Annotated in this window: 20 protein-coding genes and 1 pseudogene; 7 read left to right on the forward strand and 14 right to left on the reverse strand. The window is 63.9% G+C overall.

The window, feature by feature from the left end; genetic code table 11:
• Positions 1-149: 149 nt before the first annotated feature.
• The 3 genes and pseudogenes from NKH98_RS19935 to NKH98_RS19945 all read right to left on the reverse strand — a co-directional run bounded on the left by NKH98_RS19935 (position 150) and on the right by NKH98_RS19945 (position 2,958).
• Positions 150-2,120, reverse strand: a complete 1,971-nt coding sequence (locus tag NKH98_RS19935; protein WP_352900859.1) for an acyltransferase family protein — start codon at positions 2,118-2,120, stop codon at positions 150-152.
• 193 nt (positions 2,121-2,313) lie between these two features.
• Positions 2,314-2,409, reverse strand: a pseudogene (locus NKH98_RS19940) (alkylphosphonate utilization protein); the annotation flags it as partial.
• Positions 2,410-2,667: 258 nt separating this feature from the next.
• On the reverse strand, positions 2,668-2,958 hold the full coding sequence (locus NKH98_RS19945) for a hypothetical protein (protein ID WP_254819668.1): 291 nt from the start codon (positions 2,956-2,958) through the stop codon (positions 2,668-2,670).
• A 286-nt stretch (positions 2,959-3,244) separates the two neighbouring features.
• On the opposite strand from NKH98_RS19945, the gene NKH98_RS19950 reads away from it, so the two are divergent.
• The gene (locus tag NKH98_RS19950) at positions 3,245-5,236 is read left to right on the forward strand and encodes an AI-2E family transporter (protein WP_352900862.1); all 1,992 of its coding nucleotides are present in this window, start codon (positions 3,245-3,247) and stop codon (positions 5,234-5,236) included.
• A 125-nt stretch (positions 5,237-5,361) separates the two neighbouring features.
• On the opposite strand, the gene NKH98_RS19955 is transcribed toward NKH98_RS19950, so the two are convergent.
• From NKH98_RS19955 to NKH98_RS19995, 9 genes are all read right to left on the reverse strand, one after another.
• Positions 5,362-6,297, reverse strand: a complete 936-nt coding sequence (locus NKH98_RS19955; protein ID WP_254819727.1) for a phosphatidate cytidylyltransferase — start codon at positions 6,295-6,297, stop codon at positions 5,362-5,364.
• A 22-nt stretch (positions 6,298-6,319) separates the two neighbouring features.
• Complete coding sequence (locus NKH98_RS19960; protein ID WP_254819667.1) at positions 6,320-6,982, reverse strand: lysophospholipid acyltransferase family protein; 663 nt, start codon at positions 6,980-6,982, stop codon at positions 6,320-6,322.
• An 8-nt stretch (positions 6,983-6,990) separates the two neighbouring features.
• The gene (locus tag NKH98_RS19965) at positions 6,991-7,419 is read right to left on the reverse strand and encodes a hypothetical protein (protein ID WP_352900865.1); all 429 of its coding nucleotides are present in this window, start codon (positions 7,417-7,419) and stop codon (positions 6,991-6,993) included.
• Positions 7,416-8,753: a phosphatase PAP2/dual specificity phosphatase family protein gene (locus NKH98_RS19970; RefSeq protein WP_352900867.1), complete on the reverse strand. Its 1,338-nt coding sequence runs from the start codon at positions 8,751-8,753 to the stop codon at positions 7,416-7,418. Before NKH98_RS19970 ends, NKH98_RS19965 begins: the two co-directional genes overlap by 4 nt.
• 2 nt (positions 8,754-8,755) lie before the next feature.
• The gene (locus NKH98_RS19975) at positions 8,756-10,543 is read right to left on the reverse strand and encodes a bifunctional alpha/beta hydrolase/class I SAM-dependent methyltransferase (RefSeq protein ID WP_352900870.1); all 1,788 of its coding nucleotides are present in this window, start codon (positions 10,541-10,543) and stop codon (positions 8,756-8,758) included.
• A gap of 26 nt (positions 10,544-10,569) precedes the next feature.
• Positions 10,570-11,172 carry a CDP-alcohol phosphatidyltransferase family protein gene (locus NKH98_RS19980; protein ID WP_254819663.1) on the reverse strand — a complete coding sequence of 201 codons (603 nt, stop codon included), beginning with the start codon at positions 11,170-11,172 and terminating at the stop codon, positions 10,570-10,572.
• A gap of 109 nt (positions 11,173-11,281) precedes the next feature.
• Positions 11,282-11,959: a hypothetical protein gene (locus tag NKH98_RS19985; protein WP_352900873.1), complete on the reverse strand. Its 678-nt coding sequence runs from the start codon at positions 11,957-11,959 to the stop codon at positions 11,282-11,284.
• 67 nt (positions 11,960-12,026) lie between these two features.
• Positions 12,027-12,548: an Hsp20/alpha crystallin family protein gene (locus tag NKH98_RS19990; RefSeq protein ID WP_352900876.1), complete on the reverse strand. Its 522-nt coding sequence runs from the start codon at positions 12,546-12,548 to the stop codon at positions 12,027-12,029.
• 30 nt (positions 12,549-12,578) lie between these two features.
• The gene (locus NKH98_RS19995) at positions 12,579-13,055 is read right to left on the reverse strand and encodes an Hsp20 family protein (protein ID WP_254819660.1); all 477 of its coding nucleotides are present in this window, start codon (positions 13,053-13,055) and stop codon (positions 12,579-12,581) included.
• A gap of 339 nt (positions 13,056-13,394) precedes the next feature.
• Here NKH98_RS19995 and NKH98_RS20000 point away from each other — a divergent pair, with 339 nt between their 5' ends.
• Positions 13,395-13,607 (forward strand): hypothetical protein, encoded by a 213-nt coding sequence (locus NKH98_RS20000; RefSeq protein WP_352475551.1) that lies wholly within the window; start codon positions 13,395-13,397, stop codon positions 13,605-13,607.
• Between the two features lie 136 nt (positions 13,608-13,743).
• Positions 13,744-14,031 carry a DUF982 domain-containing protein gene (locus tag NKH98_RS20005; protein WP_352900879.1) on the forward strand — a complete coding sequence of 96 codons (288 nt, stop codon included), beginning with the start codon at positions 13,744-13,746 and terminating at the stop codon, positions 14,029-14,031.
• A gap of 88 nt (positions 14,032-14,119) precedes the next feature.
• Here the strand turns inward: NKH98_RS20005 and NKH98_RS20010 are convergent, their stop codons facing one another.
• Positions 14,120-14,389: an usg protein gene (locus NKH98_RS20010; protein WP_023718102.1), complete on the reverse strand. Its 270-nt coding sequence runs from the start codon at positions 14,387-14,389 to the stop codon at positions 14,120-14,122.
• Positions 14,390-14,753: 364 nt separating this feature from the next.
• On the opposite strand from NKH98_RS20010, the gene NKH98_RS20015 reads away from it, so the two are divergent.
• The 4 genes from NKH98_RS20015 to NKH98_RS33000 all read left to right on the forward strand — a co-directional run bounded on the left by NKH98_RS20015 (position 14,754) and on the right by NKH98_RS33000 (position 17,715).
• The gene (locus NKH98_RS20015; RefSeq protein WP_254819656.1) at positions 14,754-15,068 is read left to right on the forward strand and encodes a co-chaperone GroES; all 315 of its coding nucleotides are present in this window, start codon (positions 14,754-14,756) and stop codon (positions 15,066-15,068) included.
• A gap of 55 nt (positions 15,069-15,123) precedes the next feature.
• Positions 15,124-16,755: a chaperonin GroEL gene (gene groL / locus NKH98_RS20020; RefSeq protein WP_352475547.1), complete on the forward strand. Its 1,632-nt coding sequence runs from the start codon at positions 15,124-15,126 to the stop codon at positions 16,753-16,755.
• 103 nt (positions 16,756-16,858) lie between these two features.
• The gene (locus tag NKH98_RS20025) at positions 16,859-17,074 is read left to right on the forward strand and encodes a hypothetical protein (protein ID WP_254819654.1); all 216 of its coding nucleotides are present in this window, start codon (positions 16,859-16,861) and stop codon (positions 17,072-17,074) included.
• Positions 17,071-17,715: a DUF982 domain-containing protein gene (locus NKH98_RS33000; RefSeq protein WP_502894282.1), complete on the forward strand. Its 645-nt coding sequence runs from the start codon at positions 17,071-17,073 to the stop codon at positions 17,713-17,715. The genes NKH98_RS20025 and NKH98_RS33000 overlap by 4 nt, the downstream gene beginning before the upstream one ends.
• A gap of 173 nt (positions 17,716-17,888) precedes the next feature.
• Here NKH98_RS33000 and NKH98_RS20035 read toward each other — a convergent pair whose 3' ends face one another.
• Positions 17,889-18,386: a GNAT family N-acetyltransferase gene (locus NKH98_RS20035; RefSeq protein ID WP_352900881.1), complete on the reverse strand. Its 498-nt coding sequence runs from the start codon at positions 18,384-18,386 to the stop codon at positions 17,889-17,891.
• Positions 18,387-18,405: the final 19 nt, after the last annotated feature.

Consider the following 18,405-nt stretch of genomic DNA (forward strand, 5'->3'; position numbering starts at 1 on the left):
CGAGCCAATACTTTCGAGCTGTGCTGCCTTCTTGCAGTTCCGCTGTCGCTTATCCTTACCGTTTTACTGGCTGGTCTCATCCTTAGCTGACCTGGCGTGGGTTGCTCGCCAAGGGCTGGTCGGTCGTGATCCGACAAGATCCCGCACTGTTACTTCACAGCCGCCGCCATCACATCCGAAAACAGCGCCCGTTCCACCGCCGGCTCCAGCGTTTCGGCGAAGGGCGTTGCCAGGTGGTGGCGGTCGCGGAAGGCTAGTTTGCCGTCGATGAAGACGTGGCAGGTGGTCTGGTCGCAAAACCGGTCGGTCATGTCGACGTAAGTGGCGTTCGGCGTCGAGCGCACGATGTCGCGCTCGACGGTGGCGATGTCGTCGTTTGCCGCCATGATCCTCGGCGTGTCGCATGTCGCGGGCGTCTGGCCCCGCCACAGCGCCCGTGCCACGCATTTGTCGGCATAGCTTGCATTGTAGGGCACGTCCCTGATGACCGCGACCTTGATGCCGGCCTGGCTGAAGGCCTGAAGCGTCCAGGCGAGACCCGTCCGCCACTGCGCTTGCCAATCGGCGTGCTTCAACTCCTCGGGCGATTCCTTCATCACATTGCCGATCGAGAATTCCGAAATCACCACCAGTTGCGGGTGCAGCGCGATGATGTCCTGGACCGACTGCTCGCGCCACTGGTCGCATTCGGTGTAGTCGCGCTTCAGCCGCCAGTTCCAGGTCGTCACCCGCGAAGCCCGGCAGGAGGATTTGAGAAAGGTGACGACGCGAAAATTGTTCTTCTCGGCCGCCTTGATCAGCGGCGTCGACCAATGGTCGGCATGCGAGTCGCCGAACAGCACGACCGAGCGCTGGGCATCCTTGCGGCCGAACATGCAGGGCTTCGGCTTGACGGTCTCGAAATCGAGCACGCAGCCGCCATTGGTCGCGCGCACGGTGGAGAGCTGGGCGGCGTTGTCGGCGATGACGTGCTGTTCGGGGCTGAGATTGTGCTCGGCAAAGCGCGCATTGCCATAGGCCGCGACCACGCCGGCGCCGGTCAGCGCGGCGGCGGGCACCAGCGCCCGCGCTGCTCCGGCCATCAGCCAGCCGTTGCGGCGGATCGGGTTCTCGATGAAATGATAGGTGAACATCGACAGAACCAGCGTCAGCGCCGCGCAGGCAAAGCGGTCCAGGATGGACAGGTTGGGAACCACCATTGCCGCGTAGACTATAACCGGCCAGTGCCAGAGATAGAGTGAATACGACAGCCGGCCCAGCCATTGCAGGGGCGCCAGCGCCAGCACGGCGCTCGGCAGATTGCGGCCGCCGCTGCCGCTGAGCAGCAGCAGCACGGTGCCGGCGACAGGCGCCAGCGCATTCACCCCGGGAAACGGCGAGTCTTCGTCCAGCATCAGATAGGCCCAGGCGATCAGCACCAGACCGAGGCATGCCTGGAGCGTGGCCAGCAGCGGCCGGTCGCGCCAGATCTTTGCCGGCGCCATGGTCGCGAGGCCGCCGGCGGCGAATTCCCAGGCCCTGAGAGGCGAGAAGTAGAAGGCCCAGGGCTGCGACACTTCCGTCAGCCAGGCGCAGGCGGCGAAGGAGGCTAGGCCGGCGAGGCCAATGACGATTATAGCGGTGCGCTTGCCTGGGCGCAGCCATGCGGCCATCAAAAGCAGCGCCGGCCATGCCAAATAGAATTGTTCTTCGACCGAGAGCGACCAGAAGTGGATGAAGGGGTTGTTGGTGGCGTCGGCGGCGAAATAGTCGAACGACCAGCGGATCAGCCAGAGGTTGATCATGTAGGCGGAGGCGAACATAGCGCCTTTCGAATAGAGCGCCTGTTCCTCCGGCGACAGGATGAAGTAACCAGCAAACAGCGTGGCGAGAATGACGAACAGTGCCGCCGGCAGCAGGCGCCGGGCGCGCCGGGCGTAGAAGCGCCAGAGGTTCAGCCGCCCGGTTTCGGTTATTTCCGTAACCAGGTGTTTTGTAATCAGGTAGCCGGAGATGACGAAGAAGATGTCGACGCCAGCAAAGCCGCCGGGCAGGCCGGAGAGACCAAAATGGAAGGCGATGACACCCGCCACCGCCAGTGCGCGCAGCCCTTCGATGTCAGGCCGAAATGATGCCGACACAATCACCTCGTGCAAGGAATGCCCACCTCGCAGAGGCTCGACCCGATGCGCCGATATTGCAATGCAACAAATCTAACGCAGTGCAACATAGGGCGAGGGGACAGGCTCCTCCCACTCGTCGCATGGGCGATTCGCTCACATTGGCGGTTCAGTCATGAGGCGATTGATATGGAAGCGAAGGGTGCCGAGGCGATCAGGCCTTTTTCAAAAACTCGGTCTTCAGCACCAGGCCCTTCACCTGCCTGGTGCTGCATTCGATCTCGCCTGGATTGCCGGTGCCGGCAATGCCATGCGGAGGCTAACCGGCGGGCTACGAGCAGACGGGACCGCTCGGGGTGGCATTGCCACTCCGCGACATGCGTTCCGACCAGGCCATGCCGATGGCGCCACGGCAATCGAACAAAAGCCGTGGCCTTCATTGCGCGGACATTCCGGCGTAGCGACATCAAATGGCTGAACGCCCGCCGGTGCAGACTGGAAGGTCGCACAATGGCGGACCTGCCGCCTTTCGCTTGGTCCGTTATTGCAATCGGCAAGAAGCCGGCGGTCACTTGTTACCGAGCTGGTTGGCCATCTTGCAGAAGTCGGCATGCGTCTTGGCAATGCCGGCGTCGCTGCATTCCTTCAACACCATGGCCCGGTCGCTCGTGGACATGGCCATCCATGCGGTCTTGAATTCGGCTTCCGACTTCATGCTCTTCATGCCGGCGTCGGTGAAGAAGGGTGACATTTTCTGCGGATCGTCGAGCGCCGAAGTGCCAGTGGCACCGGCGGCGAGCGCTGCGCCGGTCATCATCGAAAGCGCCATCGCGCCCATGCAAAGCATCTTGATGTTCATGATCATTCCTCCTGAGCTGCTGCTTTGAGGTTATCCATCAGCGATCTACGAAGGAACGGTGTTTTGACCCAAAAGTTCCGCGTTCTGGCGCAGACATGGAACAGGATTGCCCGTGACGCCATTTATGCAAAAAATTCTACCGTGACTGAATAGCCGCGCTGCCGATCTGAAGCCCGACAAAGCCAACGAAGGTCCAGGCAATCGGTGTCCAGTTGGGGGAGGCGCTGCGACGTTGCACGCCGGCTCAATATGCCCGATCATGACGACGGCGGGGCGGAGGTATAAAGTGGCGGCAAATCGTCGAAACGGCGCGCACCTGGCGGAGCCCCGGCGGGCGGGTATTGTTGCCGCTGCCAGGGCGCTTCCGCGCACATCGTTGCCCAGCGTAGCGTCGGTCGTGACGGCCGTCGCGGCGCTCTATTTCGGGCGCGAGGTCTTTCTGCCGATCGCAATCGCCCTGCTGCTTACCTTTGCGCTTGTACCGATGGTGTCGGCACTCAAGCGCGCCGGCATACCGCGTCTTCCTGCCGTGATTGCGAGCGTGCTCGGCGCATTCACGGTGCTGGCGCTGTTCTCCTTCATCGTCGCCACGCAGGTTAGTGAACTGGCGCAGAACATCCCGCTTTACCAGGCTAATATCCTGACCAAGGTCCGGTCCCTCAAGGACACCGGCGTCGGCGGCGGTATCGTTTCCAGATTGAGCCGGGTGATCGAACGCGTCGGCCAGGAACTCGACAGACCCGGACCTGTGCAACCCGCCGCCGATCAGCCTCCGCGGGAGCCGATCCCGGTCGAAATCGTCGCGCGCGAACGACCGCTCGAGGTTCTCCAGAATCTGATCGGCCCGCTGCTGAGCCCGCTGGCATCGGCCGGGCTGATCGTCGTGGTCGTCATATTCATGCTGCTCGAGCGGGAAGACCTGCGCGATCGTTTCATACGTCTCGTCGGCTACGGCGATCTGCATCGAACCACCGAGGCGCTGCAGGATGCCGGCAAGCGGGTCGGCCGATATCTGCTCATGCAATTGGTCGTGAACATCGTCTATGCCGTACCGATTACGTTCGGGCTTTGGGTTCTGGGCATACCCAATCCATTGTTGTGGGGCTTGCTGGCGCTGGCGCTGCGCTTCGTTCCCTATATCGGCCCGGTCATCGCGACGCTGCTGCCTCTGTTCCTGGCGCTGGCCGTGGCGCCCGGCTGGTCGCTCGTGCTATGGACCGCCGGGCTTTTCGTCGTGGTGGAACTGATCACCGGCAACGTGATCGAACCTTGGCTCTACGGCTCGCGCACCGGGCTGTCGCCATTGGCCATCATCGTGGCGGCGATCTTCTGGACCTGGCTTTGGGGGCCATTGGGCCTGGTTCTGTCGACGCCGCTCACGGTCTGCCTCGTCGTGCTCGGCCGCCATGTGCCGCAGTTCGAATTCCTCGACGTTCTGTTCGGCAACGAACCCGTGCTCGAACCGCACGCCCGGCTTTACCAGCGGCTGCTGGCCGGCGATCCCGAGGAAGCGACAGACCATGCCGAGGAGATGCTGGAGGAAAACTATCTGGTCGAGTTCTACGACAAGGTCGCGATTCCCGCACTTCTGCTCGGCGAGCAGGACCGTGTGCGTGGTGTGTTGAGCGATGAGCAAAGACAGCAGGTCGCCGGCAGCGCGCTGACGATGGTGGCGAACCTCGACGACAGCGCGCAGGAGGAGGCGGAAGCGGACGATACGGCCGCGGCCGAGGACAACGGCGTACGCGAGGACAAGCAGATTCAGGGGGAGGACGAGGACGACACCGAACTGCCGGATGGCACGGGCATGTCGGTGCTGTGCGCCGGAGGGCGCGGCGAACTCGACGACGCCGCTGCCGCCATGCTGGCGCAGGTGCTCGAAGTCCAGGGCGCTACGGTGTTGAGGGCGAGCTTCGCCGATCTGGAACCGGGAAGCATTCGCCGCCTTGAACTCGACGCCGTCGATACCGTCGTCGTCGGATTTTTGAACCGCGATTCCGTCAAGCACGGCCGGTTCCTGGTCCGTCGGCTGAAACGCGCCAAACCAAGGTTGCGGGTGGGCGTCGTATTGTGGTCGGAGCCCGACAGCGACAACCAGGAGGCAGACGCCAGATTGGCCAATGAGATCAACGCCGATTTCGTCGCACACGGCATGGTCGGCGCGGTGATCGGCGCGTTGTCCAGCGCTCCGCCGGTGGCGCTGAAGGCCACCGCCAAACGCGGCATGCGCCGCCTGACGCCAGCGCGCAAGAAAGAGCCGCTCGCCGCGGCAAAATGAACGCGGCCGACGACGGCGGCAGGTCGGGTTATTACCGCTTTCGCGAAAGTGGTAATAACCAAACGGATCAGGTTATCTTCGCAAGGTCGCGCTGAACCGTCCGCCCCGGCAAACGGCGCCAACCTTCATACAGTCCAGAAATAGCGCACCGTATGGAAGAAGACCGGGGCGGCGAAGACCAGGCTGTCAGCACGGTCCATCATGCCGCCATGGCCTTCGATCAGATGGCCCCAGTCCTTGACGCCCTGATCGCGCTTGATGGCGGAGGCGACCAGCCCGCCGAGGAAGCCCATCAGGCAGGCGATGAAGGCGACGCCGGCTGCCTGCAGCGGCGAAAACGGCGTCAGAAACGACAGCAGCACGCCGAGCAGGCTCGATGCCGCCAGCCCGCCGACCAGCCCCTCCCAAGTCTTCGACGGCGAGACCGTCGGCGCCAGGAGATGCCGGCCGAACAGCTTGCCGAAGATATATTGCAGCACGTCGCTGCCTTGCACGGTGATGATCAGGAAAGCGATCAGCAACAGGTTGCGGCCTTCGAAGCCAGGCACATCGAGCGTCAGCAGCGCCGGCACGTGGCTGACGCAGTAGACCGAAATCATGACCGCCCATTGCTGCGCCGAGACGCGCTCGAGAAAGCGCTCGGTGTCGCCGTGCAGCGCGGTGATCGCCGGCATCAGCAGGAAGCAGTAGACCGGGATGAAGATGGTGAACAGGCCATACCAGGCGGTCCACACCAGCCAGTACTGGAACGGGATGACGATGCCGAACATGCCGAGCAGCACCCAGTGGTCGCTGCGGCGGCTGTGCGTCAGCGTCACGAATTCGCGCAACGCGGCGAACGAAATCAGCGCGAACAGGATGGTCATGCCGGGGCGGCCGAAGAAGAAGGCAACGGTGATCGCCACCACCATCACCCACCAGGCATTGATGCGCTGGGTGAGGTTGACCAGCGTCGGCGACAACGGCTTCGGCGCGCGCCACGACAAAACGCCGGCGACGACGCTGGCGCTGATCAGCACCGCCAGCAGGCCGACAATCAGAATGAGGGTTTCGTGCATCATCGGCAGCATTTTGCCTTGATCCTCAATCGTCTCGCTCCGGCCGGGGGTTCAGCGCCAGCAGCGTTTCGCGGGCGCGGTCGAGAAAGGCGCGGCGTTCCTCACCAGGTTGAATGGCGATCGGCGCGCCGAAGACGACGCGGCAGAGCAGCGGCACCGGCACGAATTGCCCCTTGGGCAGCACCCGCGACATGTTCTCGATCCAGCACGGGATGAGCTCGACATCGGGTCGCGCCATCGACAGATTGTAGAGGCCGGAGCGAAACGGCAGGAGCGGTTCGTCGGTCATGTTGCGCGTGCCTTCGGGAAACAGGATCAGCGAATGGCCCTGGTCGAGCACCGACAGCATGATCGAGATCGGGTGCTGCGTTTCATCCGTCCACTGCCGGTGGATCAGCACGGAAGACAGCATGTCCTCGGCAATGAACCGGCGCAGCCGCGTCTTGCCCCAATAATCGGCGGCCGCCACCGCATGGGTACGGGCGCGTTCCTTCTCGCTGAGGCAGGCCGACAGCAGGATGAAATCGCCGTGGCTGGCATGGTTGGCGAAGTAGATGCGCTGCCGGTCCGATGGCTGGCTGCCGTTCCAGATCGGCCGCACGCCGGTGACCGCCCAGGCCAGCGCCGACAGGCCGACCGAGGTCACCGTCTGCAGCAGGGTATAGGTGCTGACGCGAAGCTTTGTCATGGACGGGCTCAAAAGAATGCCGCGACGAGCGAGGCCGCCGCGAACAGGCCGAACGCGATACGCTGCTTGGCGAGCAGGCGGCGCGTGCCGGCCATCCGCTGCTCGAGCGGGCGGCCGCCGGCAGCCGTGGACTTCAGCCGCATGCGCGCCAGCACGTCGTCGATCGCCGCGCCGCCGCCTGCCTCGCTGGCGTGGCTGGCCATCAACCGAAACAGCAGCGCGTCGAACAAAAGCAGGGCCGAGAGAATGATTGTGGCTATGGCACTTGCGGCGGCGATCAGCCAGGCTACCGCGGACAGCGACGATGTTTTCGGCGCAGCCGCCAGGCCGATGACCGGCGCCGCCAGCAAGGCAGCAGCAATCAGCAGCAGCGGCCATGTCACCTGCACCATCAGCCCGGCAGCGAACGCTTCGGCCCTGTCACGATAGAGGGTCATGCCGGTGCGTCCCTGCAAAGATGCACCGGCCGGCCCGCGGCGGCGAGCTTGCCTCGCGCCTGATCGGGCGTGGCGGCCCGGCCGCTGGCGACCAGCCATTCGGCGACCACGGCGGCGCTGCGTTGGAAGCCGAGCGCACAGCAGACCAGCACCGCGCCCTGCTTCTGCGCCGCCCCGATCGCCGCCACCGCTTGCGCACGCGCCTCGCGAGACGGCGGCAAAAGGTCGACCATGGGCAGGCTCACCCAGCGGATCGAGGTGCCGCGCGGCCTTTCCAGTTCGCCGGCAAGGTCGATCACCGTGCCGAAAGGGTCGGCTTCGGCGGCGGTCGGAAAACGGCCAAGGGAAACACCGTCGGCAATGACGATATGCGCCGGAAGCTTTCGCGTCCATGCCCACACATTGGCCTTGGCGCCAAGGCGGTAGGGCCAAAGCAGTAGACGGCTGGCCAGCGACACGCGGCCGTCGGCTGTTTTCTGGAACACTTTGGCGCCGGCGCCGGCGTAGGCGAAAGCGACTATGGCCAGCGCCAGTGCCGGCCACAACAGGATGAGCCACAGCGCCGAGACCAACGCGCCGGCAGCGGCGCCGGCCAGGGCAAGGCTTGCGCCGAGCGCATAGAACAGCGCCAACCGCCGCGCCTTCGGGTCAGCGCTCAGGCGGAAGCCGGTGAACGGCAGCTCGCTGTCGCGCGGAAACAGCCACAGGGCGAAAAGGCCGAGCAGCGCGCCGGTCGGAATGTCGATGAAATGGTGCTGCCACGTCGTCAGCACCGAGGCGCCGATCAGGAAACACCAGACATGCCAGGCGAAGCCGGCGACGCCGGTCAATCTGTAACGCCAATGGTCCCAGATGATGACCAGCAGCGCGATATGCAGCGACGGCGCCTGGTTGAAGGGTTTGTCGAAGCCGCCGAGCACGGCGAACATGAAGCCGGGCAGGCCGCTTGTCTGCGGGCGCACGAAGGTCGCAGTCAGCGGGAACAGGATGAAGCAGGCGACGGCGACGAGCTGCGCCGTCAGATAGCGGCCGGCAAGGCGGTCGACGCCGCTCTTCGAATTGTTCAACAGCAACGACAAGCCATAGAACAGGTTGATCGACCAGTAGGGCACGATCGTCCAGGCAAGGAACGGGATGCCATGCTCCCAGCCGAAGACGATGCTGCCGACATCGTCGCGCCGCGACGCCAGCCAATTGGCGAAGCCGTAGGTGGCGTAGAAGAACGGCGCCAGAAATGCCAGCCACAATGCGGCGCGCAGGACGATCCCGGGATACGGCTCGCGCGGCAAGGCCGGAAGGGCATCGCGAGGTAAGGCAGAGGCAGGCAAGTCCATGTTCAGACGCGCCGCGCGACCGAAACGGTGAAGATGCCCCACTGGTCGATGCGCTGGTCGAGCTTCTCAAAGCCGGCGGCCGCCACCAGCTGGTCCATCTCGGCCTGCGTGCGGCGGCGCATCACCCAGGCCTGGCCGCCGCGATGCGAGGTCAGGCTGCGCGCGATCATCTCGAGCTGTGGATGCCAGGGCTGGTTGGTATAGACGAGCAGGCTTCCCGGCTGCATGGCGCTGGCCAGTCCACCGAGCGAGCGAGCGATCACGGCATTGTCGGCAAACAATTCGTAAAGCCCCGAGACGATGGCGAGATCCGGCGCCGGGTCGAGCCCGGCCAGCATCGTTGCGTCGAAGGCGTCACCTTGATGGAAAGTGACGCTCGCCGGCAGCTGGCGCTCGGCGATCAGCTTGCGGCCGAGCGAGACGTTGAGCTCGGAGAAATCCTGCAGCCGTACGCTTGCCGGCGGCTCGGCGCATTTCTGCACGGCATCGAGCACGTAGCGGCCATGGCCGGCGGCGACATCGACGATATGGATCGGCCGGCCGGCGGCCTTGAGCGAGGCGGCGGCGCTGCCGATCAGTTCTTCCAGATGCAGCTTGCGCTGGCGGATGCCGCGCCAGCCGATGGCATCGAGAAAGGTGCGGTCGATCATGCGGCCGATGGGGCTGATGCCCCGCGCCTCGTTCTCGTAGACATAGTCGAGCGTCGAGCCCGAATCGAAGCCGGTGGCAATCCCCGTCTTCATACCGGACGACAGCCAGGCGCCCATGCGGATCGATGCGCGGCTCATTGCCCAGTAGAGGCCCCTTAGCGACAGCAGCGGCAGCGGCGAGGCCAGCCGGTCGGCCTCGTCGCGCGTGTAGCTGGCGCGGTCGGCCTCGGTCAGGTCGATTGGCTTTTCCGACGCCGCGAATTGCTTTTCAAGGAAAGGCCTGATCAGGTCGAGTGCCTTGTGGCGGTCGCGCTCGCCCAGCGTGTCGTGGAAGAAGCCGGGCAGCACATGCCGCTCCTTGGCCGGGCTCGCCAGATTGACGAAAAACTCGTGCTGCGGTTCATGCCGCACCACCCAGTCACTGCCGGAGATCAGAAGCTGTGTCGGCACGGTGATGGCGCGGGCGTCGGCGACGATGCGCGCGGCATGGTCGTAGAGCTCGACCAGGATGTTGGAGGCGATCGGCCGGGTGATCAGCGGGTCGGCGTCGAAGGAGGCGATACGCTCGGGGTCATGCGTCAGGAATTTCGCCTTGACGTAGGAATTCACGAAGAAGCGGCCCTTCAGCTTCTGCCACAACGCAATGCCATGCTTGGCGAAGGGCACGTAGAGCTTGACCGAGAAGGCTGGCGAGGCCAGCACCAGGGCGCGAATGTCGGGCGCGTAATCGTGCACCCAGGCGGCGGCAAGTACGGCGCCGAAGGATTGCGCGATCAGCGCGATGTCGCGCCGGGCAAAACCGTCGCTGTCGATCTCGCGCACAAAACAATCGATGTCGCGCACCAGCGCGGCAAACGACGGCGCATAGCCGCGTTCGCCGGCGGAGCGGCCATTGCCGCGCGCGTCCCACGCATAGAAGGCGTGGTCGGGCATCTGGAACTCGTCGACCAGATGCGCCATACGGCCGCCATGCTCGTGGCCGCGGTGGAACAGCAGGATGGCGCCCTTGGGGTTTTCCGACAGCGCCGGCCAATAGCGATAGAAGATCTCTGTGCCATCGTGGCTCTTGAAGCTGCGCTCCTGCGCCACCCGCTCGATATTGACTGAAGCCACGGCGGCAACCGTCTGTTGGTGAAGCATATTGTTCTCCCTGGCGAGACCGGAATTCAGCTACCGCTCCCGTTAAGGCCGCTGCGTATCCGGTTGATGGCGGTCGCCAGCGAGAGTGTAGCCATGGCCGGAAACACGAGCGGCGTGAGCGCCGGGACCCACAGGCCGGACGCGATAAGCACGGCGAGGATGCCAAGCGCCAGCGCCCGGTCGCTTTTGCCGAACGGGCCGGCATAGTTGCGCCCAGCTCCGGCCGCGATGCCGAGCACGCCGGCGAATTCCGCGATCATAGCCGCGATAGCGAATGCAACGACGCCCCAGGCAGGAAAAATGACGGTAAAGGCCAGGATCAAAGCGAGATCGGAGACGACATCACAAAGCTCGTTGAGATACATGCCGAGCGTCGAGGCCTGGCCATGTTCCCTTGCGAGCATGCCGTCAATGGCGTTTAGCGCCATTCGCGTAAACAGCACGAGCGGCATCAGCAGAAAGACCGCGCGGCGGCCTGCAAGGGCTGCCACCGCAAGGCCGGCGGCGAGCGAGAGGGCAGCGGCCAGCAGTGTGATCTGGTTGGCGGTGACGCCGGCCTTGGCCAGGCCGTCGGCAAGCGGCCGCAGCCTGGCCTGGAAGGCCGGTTTCAGCGCATAAAGCGTCGGCATGTGCGAACCCCCCGGCCGCGGTGCAAATGATGTTGGCGAGGATGGTCAATTGGCGCGCAAGACGCAAGGGCGGCGCCCTGCCACTTTTCGACATCCGGATATGTCGGCGCTAGCTTTTCCTGTCATTGTCGACCGGGAACCGTGCTGGCAAGCTTTCTTCGGCCGTGGCCCAGGCGCGACTATGATAACGCCGCAGGACGAGAATGCATGTCGCGAAGACCGCCAGCCCGCAAATCACGCCGGGCGACATGCCTCCGCCGAAAGCGGACTTAACAACGATGCCGGTGAAGGCGCCGGCGATGGCGCCGTTGATCGTGCCCACCATCCCAGCGGTGGTCATGAAATATTGCAGCGGCGAGGGGCGGAGGCCCTTGTCGACCAGCACCGCCGAGAGGTCGTCATGCGTGGAGTTGACAAGGTATCTTTGCAGGACCGGCGCCAGCTCGACGAAATAGTGGCGGATCCTGGCCATGCCGCGGGCATGCACCATGTCCTCGATGGCAACCTGCACAGCGCGCACGAAGGTGACCAGGCCGATGAAGAAAAGGCAAGGTAGCAAGATAAGGCTGAACAACACGAACGGCCTGCCCATCTCCGTGACCTGGGCGACGAAGGACAAGGCAATCGTTGCGCTCGAGACCGAGGTCAGGAACAGATTGGCTCGCTGGTTCGCTTCCTGAATGGTCGCGGCGCGAGCGTTTTGCAGCACGACATGCTCGGTCGTCAGGCACTGCAAGACTTGCTGCGCCTGGTCAGGCGGAACCGGAGCGTCAGGAGAACGGGTCATCGACATTGCCCGCTTCTGCCCGCCGGAACCGGCAGGGCAGAAGCGGGCATCGTCCTGCTGCGAGCCATCAGGACTTGCCGTTGCCGCCGTTGATGGCGATACGCTTGGCCTTGGCCTGAGCGCGCTCAGTCTTCGGCAGCGTCACGCTGAGCACGCCGTTCCGGAACGCGGCGTTCACCTTGTCTTCGTCGACTTCGTAGCCGAGCGGGATACGCCGCTCGAAACGGCCATAAAAGCGTTCGGAGAACTGCCTGTCCTTGTCCTCGGTCTCTTCACGCTTCTCGCCGCGCAGCGTCAGCACGCCGTCATCGAGCAGCACCTCGACGTCCTTCTCGTCCATGCCGGGGATCTCGGCGGTGACGCGGATTTCCTTTTCACCATCGGAGATTTCGACACTCGGCCAGCCGGCGCGGGCAGCGGCGAAGCCACCGAGCGACGGCAGCCTCGTGTCGAAGCCGCGGAACGCCTCGTCGAACAGGCGGTTCATTTCGCGATGCAACGTCAGGAAGGGATCGCGATCGCCGCTGCGGAACAGGCTGGGGGCCTGATTATTCTCCCGGCCCCAGGGAATGAGATCACGAATAGCCATTTGCATAGTCTCCTTTCTCGACTGGTTCGTTCAGGCAGCCTGCTTGTTTGCTTCGACCTGCGCGGCCTTCGGCCCGGTCTTCGGCGAGGCGACATCGGTCGCGATGGCGATGCGCCGAGGCTTCATCTCCTCGGGCACCTCACGTACCAGATCGATGCTGAGCAGGCCGTTGTCGAGCGAGGCGCCTGCGACCTTGACGTGATCGGCAAGCTCGAAACGGCGGGTAAAGGGCCGTGTGGCGAGGCCATGATGCAGATACTCCGCGTTGTCCGGCTCCTTATGCTGGCCGGAGACAATCAGGAGGTTGGGTTCATGAATGATTTCGAGGTCGTCCTCGGAAAAGCCAGCGACGGCGATAGTGACGCGGTAGTTGTTCTCGCTGCTGCGCGCGATGTCATAGGGCGGCCAGGCGTCGAAAGCCTGCGGCGCATTTTCCAGCAGGTTGAAGACGCGGTCGAAGCCGATGCTCGACCGATAGAGCGGGGAAAAGTCGAATGCGGTTCTCATAGCTACATCCTCCATCGAGCAACATAGATACGAGGAGCGCCAAAGAGCTGGCGCTCCCTGGTTTCGCCGGCCCCATTTCGGCGACCGGTGCCATCGATTTGGTTATTGTCCGCCGCAAGTCAAGACCCCGATGGCTCTCGCGTTGCCGGTTTTCGGGCCGGTTTTTGGTCGGTTCGGCGAGGCTGCCAATCTACTTGTGAGAGATGTCCGGCAGGAGATTGCCTGTTTGGCTTCAATCGCCAACGCCGAGTTCCCCGGCCGGTTATTGTCTGCCGCAGGTCAAGACCCAGATTCTTGTGTTGCCGGGCCCATTCCCGGCACTCGCAGATGGAGCTGACCATGACACGCGACGAGATCATTTCCGTGCTGGGCCCGGTCGACGACGCCGTTATCGCCGACATTGCGGCGACGGACGGGACGGTCCAGGAATTGCGTGAGGCCCTGGCCTGGATCGCCGCCGACGAGGCGCTGGTGAACGAAGGCCGACCGCTGCCGACGGCAAGAGTAGCGACGCTGATCGAACTGCTGCAAGGGCCGGACGAGGAGGAATAACCGCTGTTGCCGCGATGCTCTTGAACCGCGCAAAGGGACGAACCATGTCCTTCAGCGGCGCCGGCTGGTCGACGGTGCCGCCAGCATGACGTTGCTTGCTCAAACAAGAAGACGATCAGAAAACAAGGAGGAAGTGATGGACGACGTCCGCTTCGCCGAGCCGATCACGTTGAAATTCCAATCCAGCGAGCGCAAGGTCGCCAGTAGTTGGGAAGCCATCGAATGCATGCGTCAGCAGTGGCCGGACCGTGCACGCGGCCGGATTTGGCGCGCCGCCTATCGGGCCTGCCGCGACGCGCTCGACGGCTGGCGCAGCGCGCGTGATGCGCGCAAGGCCTTCGTCAGGGCGGCGCGCAACGCGGGATTGCTCGCCTGCGAGCCTGTCGACCACGCCCGGCTAGCCCGGACCCCTCCGATATTGTGAGATCCAAAACAAGTGGGGGGAGATGCAACTGCCCTTTCCCCCCCTCGAGAGACTTTGTCCGCTGTCTAGCGGCAGATCGGCTTGCTCTTCAGTGGACGGTGATAATGCCGTTTACGGCCCGCCATTCGGAGGGCTGGATCAGGTGATGATGGGCGACGCGCACCGAATGCAGCGGGCCTTCGATTTCGCGCTCCCAGAAATCGAGGAAATGCTTCAGCGTCGGGAAATCGGGGGCAATATCGTATTCCTGCCAGATATAGAGTTGCAGCAGGCTCCGATGATCGGGCAGGCGGTAGTGGATCTCCGCCGTGGTAAGACCAAACCCTTGCATCTGGAGCTGAAAGTCCCTGCTGGTCATGCGATCGTCCTTTCCGTTGAAATCTCGGCCCGTTGAAATCTCGGTCTGCAAAACGCCTCGCCTTCCACATAGGTTCCCGCCGCCACGAGCGGCTCCGAACGGGCGGCATTTTGAAATATCGCGCCAAAATTTGAGCCGCACTTTAGCTGAGAGCGGCTAATGTGCGAACGATTACAGTGCATTGGCACTCTCATGCGTCGAGTGCTAAAATTTTTGCGCGACCCTCTTGAAAGCAGAAAAAAGCGCGACTAGTTCGTATGCGCGCGATGCCTGATGAAGGGGTCGCGCACCCCGTGCCGGGCCGATATTGCCGGTTCGGTCAGGAGGATCTTCGAAAATCTGTTTGTCCCGAGAGGAGAACGACATGACGTTCCGTCCATTGCACGACCGTATCCTGGTCCGCCGTATCGAGGTCGACGAGAAGACCGCCGGCGGCATCATCATCCCCGACACCGCCAAGGAGAAGCCGCAGGAGGGCGAGGTCATTGCCGCTGGTCCGGGCGCGCGCGACGACAGCGGCCAATTGCAGCCGCTCGACGTCAAGGTCGGCGACCGCATCCTGTTCGGCAAATGGTCCGGCACCGAGATCAAGCTCAATGGCGAGGATCTGCTCATCATGAAAGAGAGCGACGTGCTGGGCGTTATCGAGGGCGCCGGCGAGATGAAGAAGGCTGCCTGAGTGGGCCTGAACAAGCATTCCAGTCAACGAAGCTGCCTATCGAAGGAGTGATCCAATGGCTGCCAAAGATGTGAAATTTCATACCGAAGCCCGCGAGAAGATGCTGCGCGGCGTCAACATCCTTGCCGACGCGGTGAGGGTGACGCTCGGTCCCAAGGGCCGCAACGTCGTCCTCGACAAGTCGTTCGGCGCCCCGCGCATCACCAAGGACGGCGTCACCGTGGCGAAGGAGATCGAGCTCGAGGACAAGTTCGAGAACATGGGCGCACAGATGGTCCGCGAGGTGGCTTCGAAGACCAGTGACGTCGCCGGCGACGGCACCACGACCGCGACCGTTCTGGCGCAGTCGATCGTCCAGGAAGGCGCCAAGGCGGTTGCCGCCGGCATGAACCCGATGGACCTGAAGCGCGGTATCGACAAGGCGGTCGAAGCCGTCGTCGCCGAACTCAAGGCCAATGCCCGCAAGGTGACCAGGAACGACGAAATCGCCCAGGTCGGCACCATCTCGGCCAATGGCGACGCCGAGATCGGCCGCTTCCTCGCCGAAGCGATGGAAAAGGTCGGCAATGAGGGCGTCATTACCGTCGAAGAAGCCAAGACCGCCGAGACGGAGCTCGAAGTCGTCGAAGGCATGCAGTTCGACCGCGGCTATCTCAGCCCCTATTTCATCACCAACCAGGACAAGATGCGCGTCGAGCTCGACGAGCCCTATGTGCTGATCCACGAGAAGAAGCTGTCCAACCTGCAGGCGCTGCTTCCGGTGCTGGAGGCGGTGGTGCAGTCGTCCAAGCCGCTGCTGATCATCGCCGAGGACGTCGAGGGCGAGGCGCTGGCGACGCTGGTCGTCAACAAGCTGCGCGGCGGCCTGAAGGTCGCGGCCGTCAAGGCACCGGGCTTCGGCGATCGCCGCAAGGCCATGCTGGAGGATATTGCCATCCTGACCGGCGGCACGGCAATCAGCGAGGATCTCGGCATCAAGCTCGAGAACGTCACGCTCAACATGCTCGGCCGCGCCAAGAAGGTGGTGGTCGAGAAGGAAAACACCACGATCGTCGACGGTGCCGGCTCGAAGAGCGAAATCCAGGGCCGGGTCTCCCAGATCAAGGCGCAGATCGAGGAGACCACCTCCGACTATGATCGCGAGAAGCTGCAGGAGCGGCTGGCCAAGCTCGCCGGTGGCGTCGCCGTCATCCGCGTCGGCGGCTCGACCGAGGTAGAGGTCAAGGAGCGCAAGGATCGGGTCGACGACGCCATGCATGCCACCCGTGCCGCGGTCGAGGAGGGCATCCTGCCCGGCGGTGGCGTGGCGCTGCTGCGGGCGGCAAAGGCGCTCGACAATATTCAGGTCGACAATCCCGACCAGAAGACCGGTGTCGAAATCGTGCGGCGCGCGATCGAAGCTCCGGTGCGCCAGATTGCCGAGAATGCCGGCGCCGAAGGTTCGATCATCGTCGGTAAGCTGCGCGAAAAGCAGGAGTTCTCGTTCGGCTGGAACGCGCAGACCGGCGACTATGGCGATCTCTTCGGCCAGGGCGTCATCGATCCGGCCAAGGTGGTACGCACCGCTCTGCAGGATGCCGCTTCCGTCGCCGGCCTGCTGGTGACGACCGAGGCGATGGTGGCCGAGAAGCCGAAGAAGGAAGCTGGTGCGCCGGCAATGCCCGGCGGTGGCGGCATGGACTTCTAAAGCCAGGCTTCCAAAGCGCGACTTCGAAACGGCAGATGGACCGTGTCCGCCAAAAGCGGGCACGGTCTTGCCGGTCCGGGACTAATGCTGAGCAGGTGTTGCCATGGATATGATGGACAGTTTTGGAAAGATCGCGGCGCCGACCCGCCCGAAAAACGATTTCAACTATGAAGCCGACTGCAGGGCGGCGCTGGCGCCTTTGGTCGACGGCTTGCTGGATATGGCCGAGTCGGCCGGCTGGGACCGCCGCAAGGCGGCCTACACGCTGATGTTTCTGTCGGCTCAACGCGTGGGGGCCGGCACGGAGGAGCGCAAATGATCGCGGCGCGGATGCGCGAATGCCTGCGCCTGCTGCGGTGGTCGGAAAACGATTTCGCCGAAGAGGCGGGATACCCGCTCGCCAAGGCAAAGGCGTGGCTCTACGGGCGCGAACATCCGCCGCTGGGCGTGGCGGCCTGGCTCGAGGCGCTGGTCAAGGTGCATCGGCTGCTGCCGCGGCCGGGCATGCCCCCGATTGCGTCCAACTCGCAGATCGGTGGCATCGTTCTGCAGGCGGCCCTCGGGGATCGAAGCGCCCGCGCGGTGGAGTTCCGAAAGGAGCCGATTGAGCCAGGAAAGGAGAGTGTCATGGATCGTGCTTCGTTCGACAAGCCGGTTACTATCCTCACCGGCCTCGGTACACCGACGAAGATAGAAAGCGCGGCTGAGGCCTATGCACTTTTGGCTGAATGGCCGGCAGCGAGCCGGACGGCCGCGCATGACATCGCCGCAAAAGCGTGCCGTGCAGCACTGGAAGGAGAGATCGACGCCGAAACGGCGCGCGCCACCTTCGTTGCCTTCGCCCGCCGCAACGACCTGCTTGCGCCGCAGACGAACGGGATGGTTGCCGGCGAGAGCGTTGCTGGCGCGACCGTTGCCGACTGGGCAACGCGCCCACAGCGCGTCAACGCCCCGGCCTGAGCGAGTGCCAATCTCCCCCCTTGAGGGGGAGATGTCGCCGAAGGCGACAGAGGGGGTCGGCACGTCCTGGCGCGACGCCATATTGGACGAAAGAGAAAGTTGGCGCCCCCCTCTGTCCTGCAGGACATCTCCCCCTCAAGGGGGGAGATTACGCGCTCAGCCGCTTTCGCTTGCTAAGCCATCGGCAGCAGCCGGCGCATGATCAGCGAGGCGTGGCCGCCCACGCCGTGTGCAGCCGGCCGGCGCTCGACGACCTCGAAGCCGTGCTTACGATAGAAGGCGATTGCGCGGTCGTTGCCCTCGATCACTTCCAGGGCGATGCTGGGAATACCCGCATGCGCGGCAAGAACGGCATGCAGCAGGTCGGCGGCAAGGCCGGTGCCGTACTCGCTTTTGTCTATATGGAGCCGCTCGAGCATGACCTCGCCCTTGTCGTCCATCGCTGCCATCGCATAACCGGCGAGCGAGCCGTCAGCCCGCTCGGCGACGAAGGACATCTTGTTGTCGTCCCCGAGCTCGGACGCCAGCCGCTCCGGCGCGTGCCTCTCATCCGACAGCCGTGCCGTGGTCTCGGCACCCAGGATCGGCGAATAGGTCTGTCGCCAGGACCCTCCAAGCAGCCGCGATACCGCCGGAACATCCTGTTCGGTCATGGTTCTTATTTGAGGCATCGCCACCTCCCGGGCAGTT

The organism is Mesorhizobium sp. M0833 (assembly GCF_040319905.1).
Taxonomy (GTDB): domain Bacteria; phylum Pseudomonadota; class Alphaproteobacteria; order Rhizobiales; family Rhizobiaceae; genus Mesorhizobium.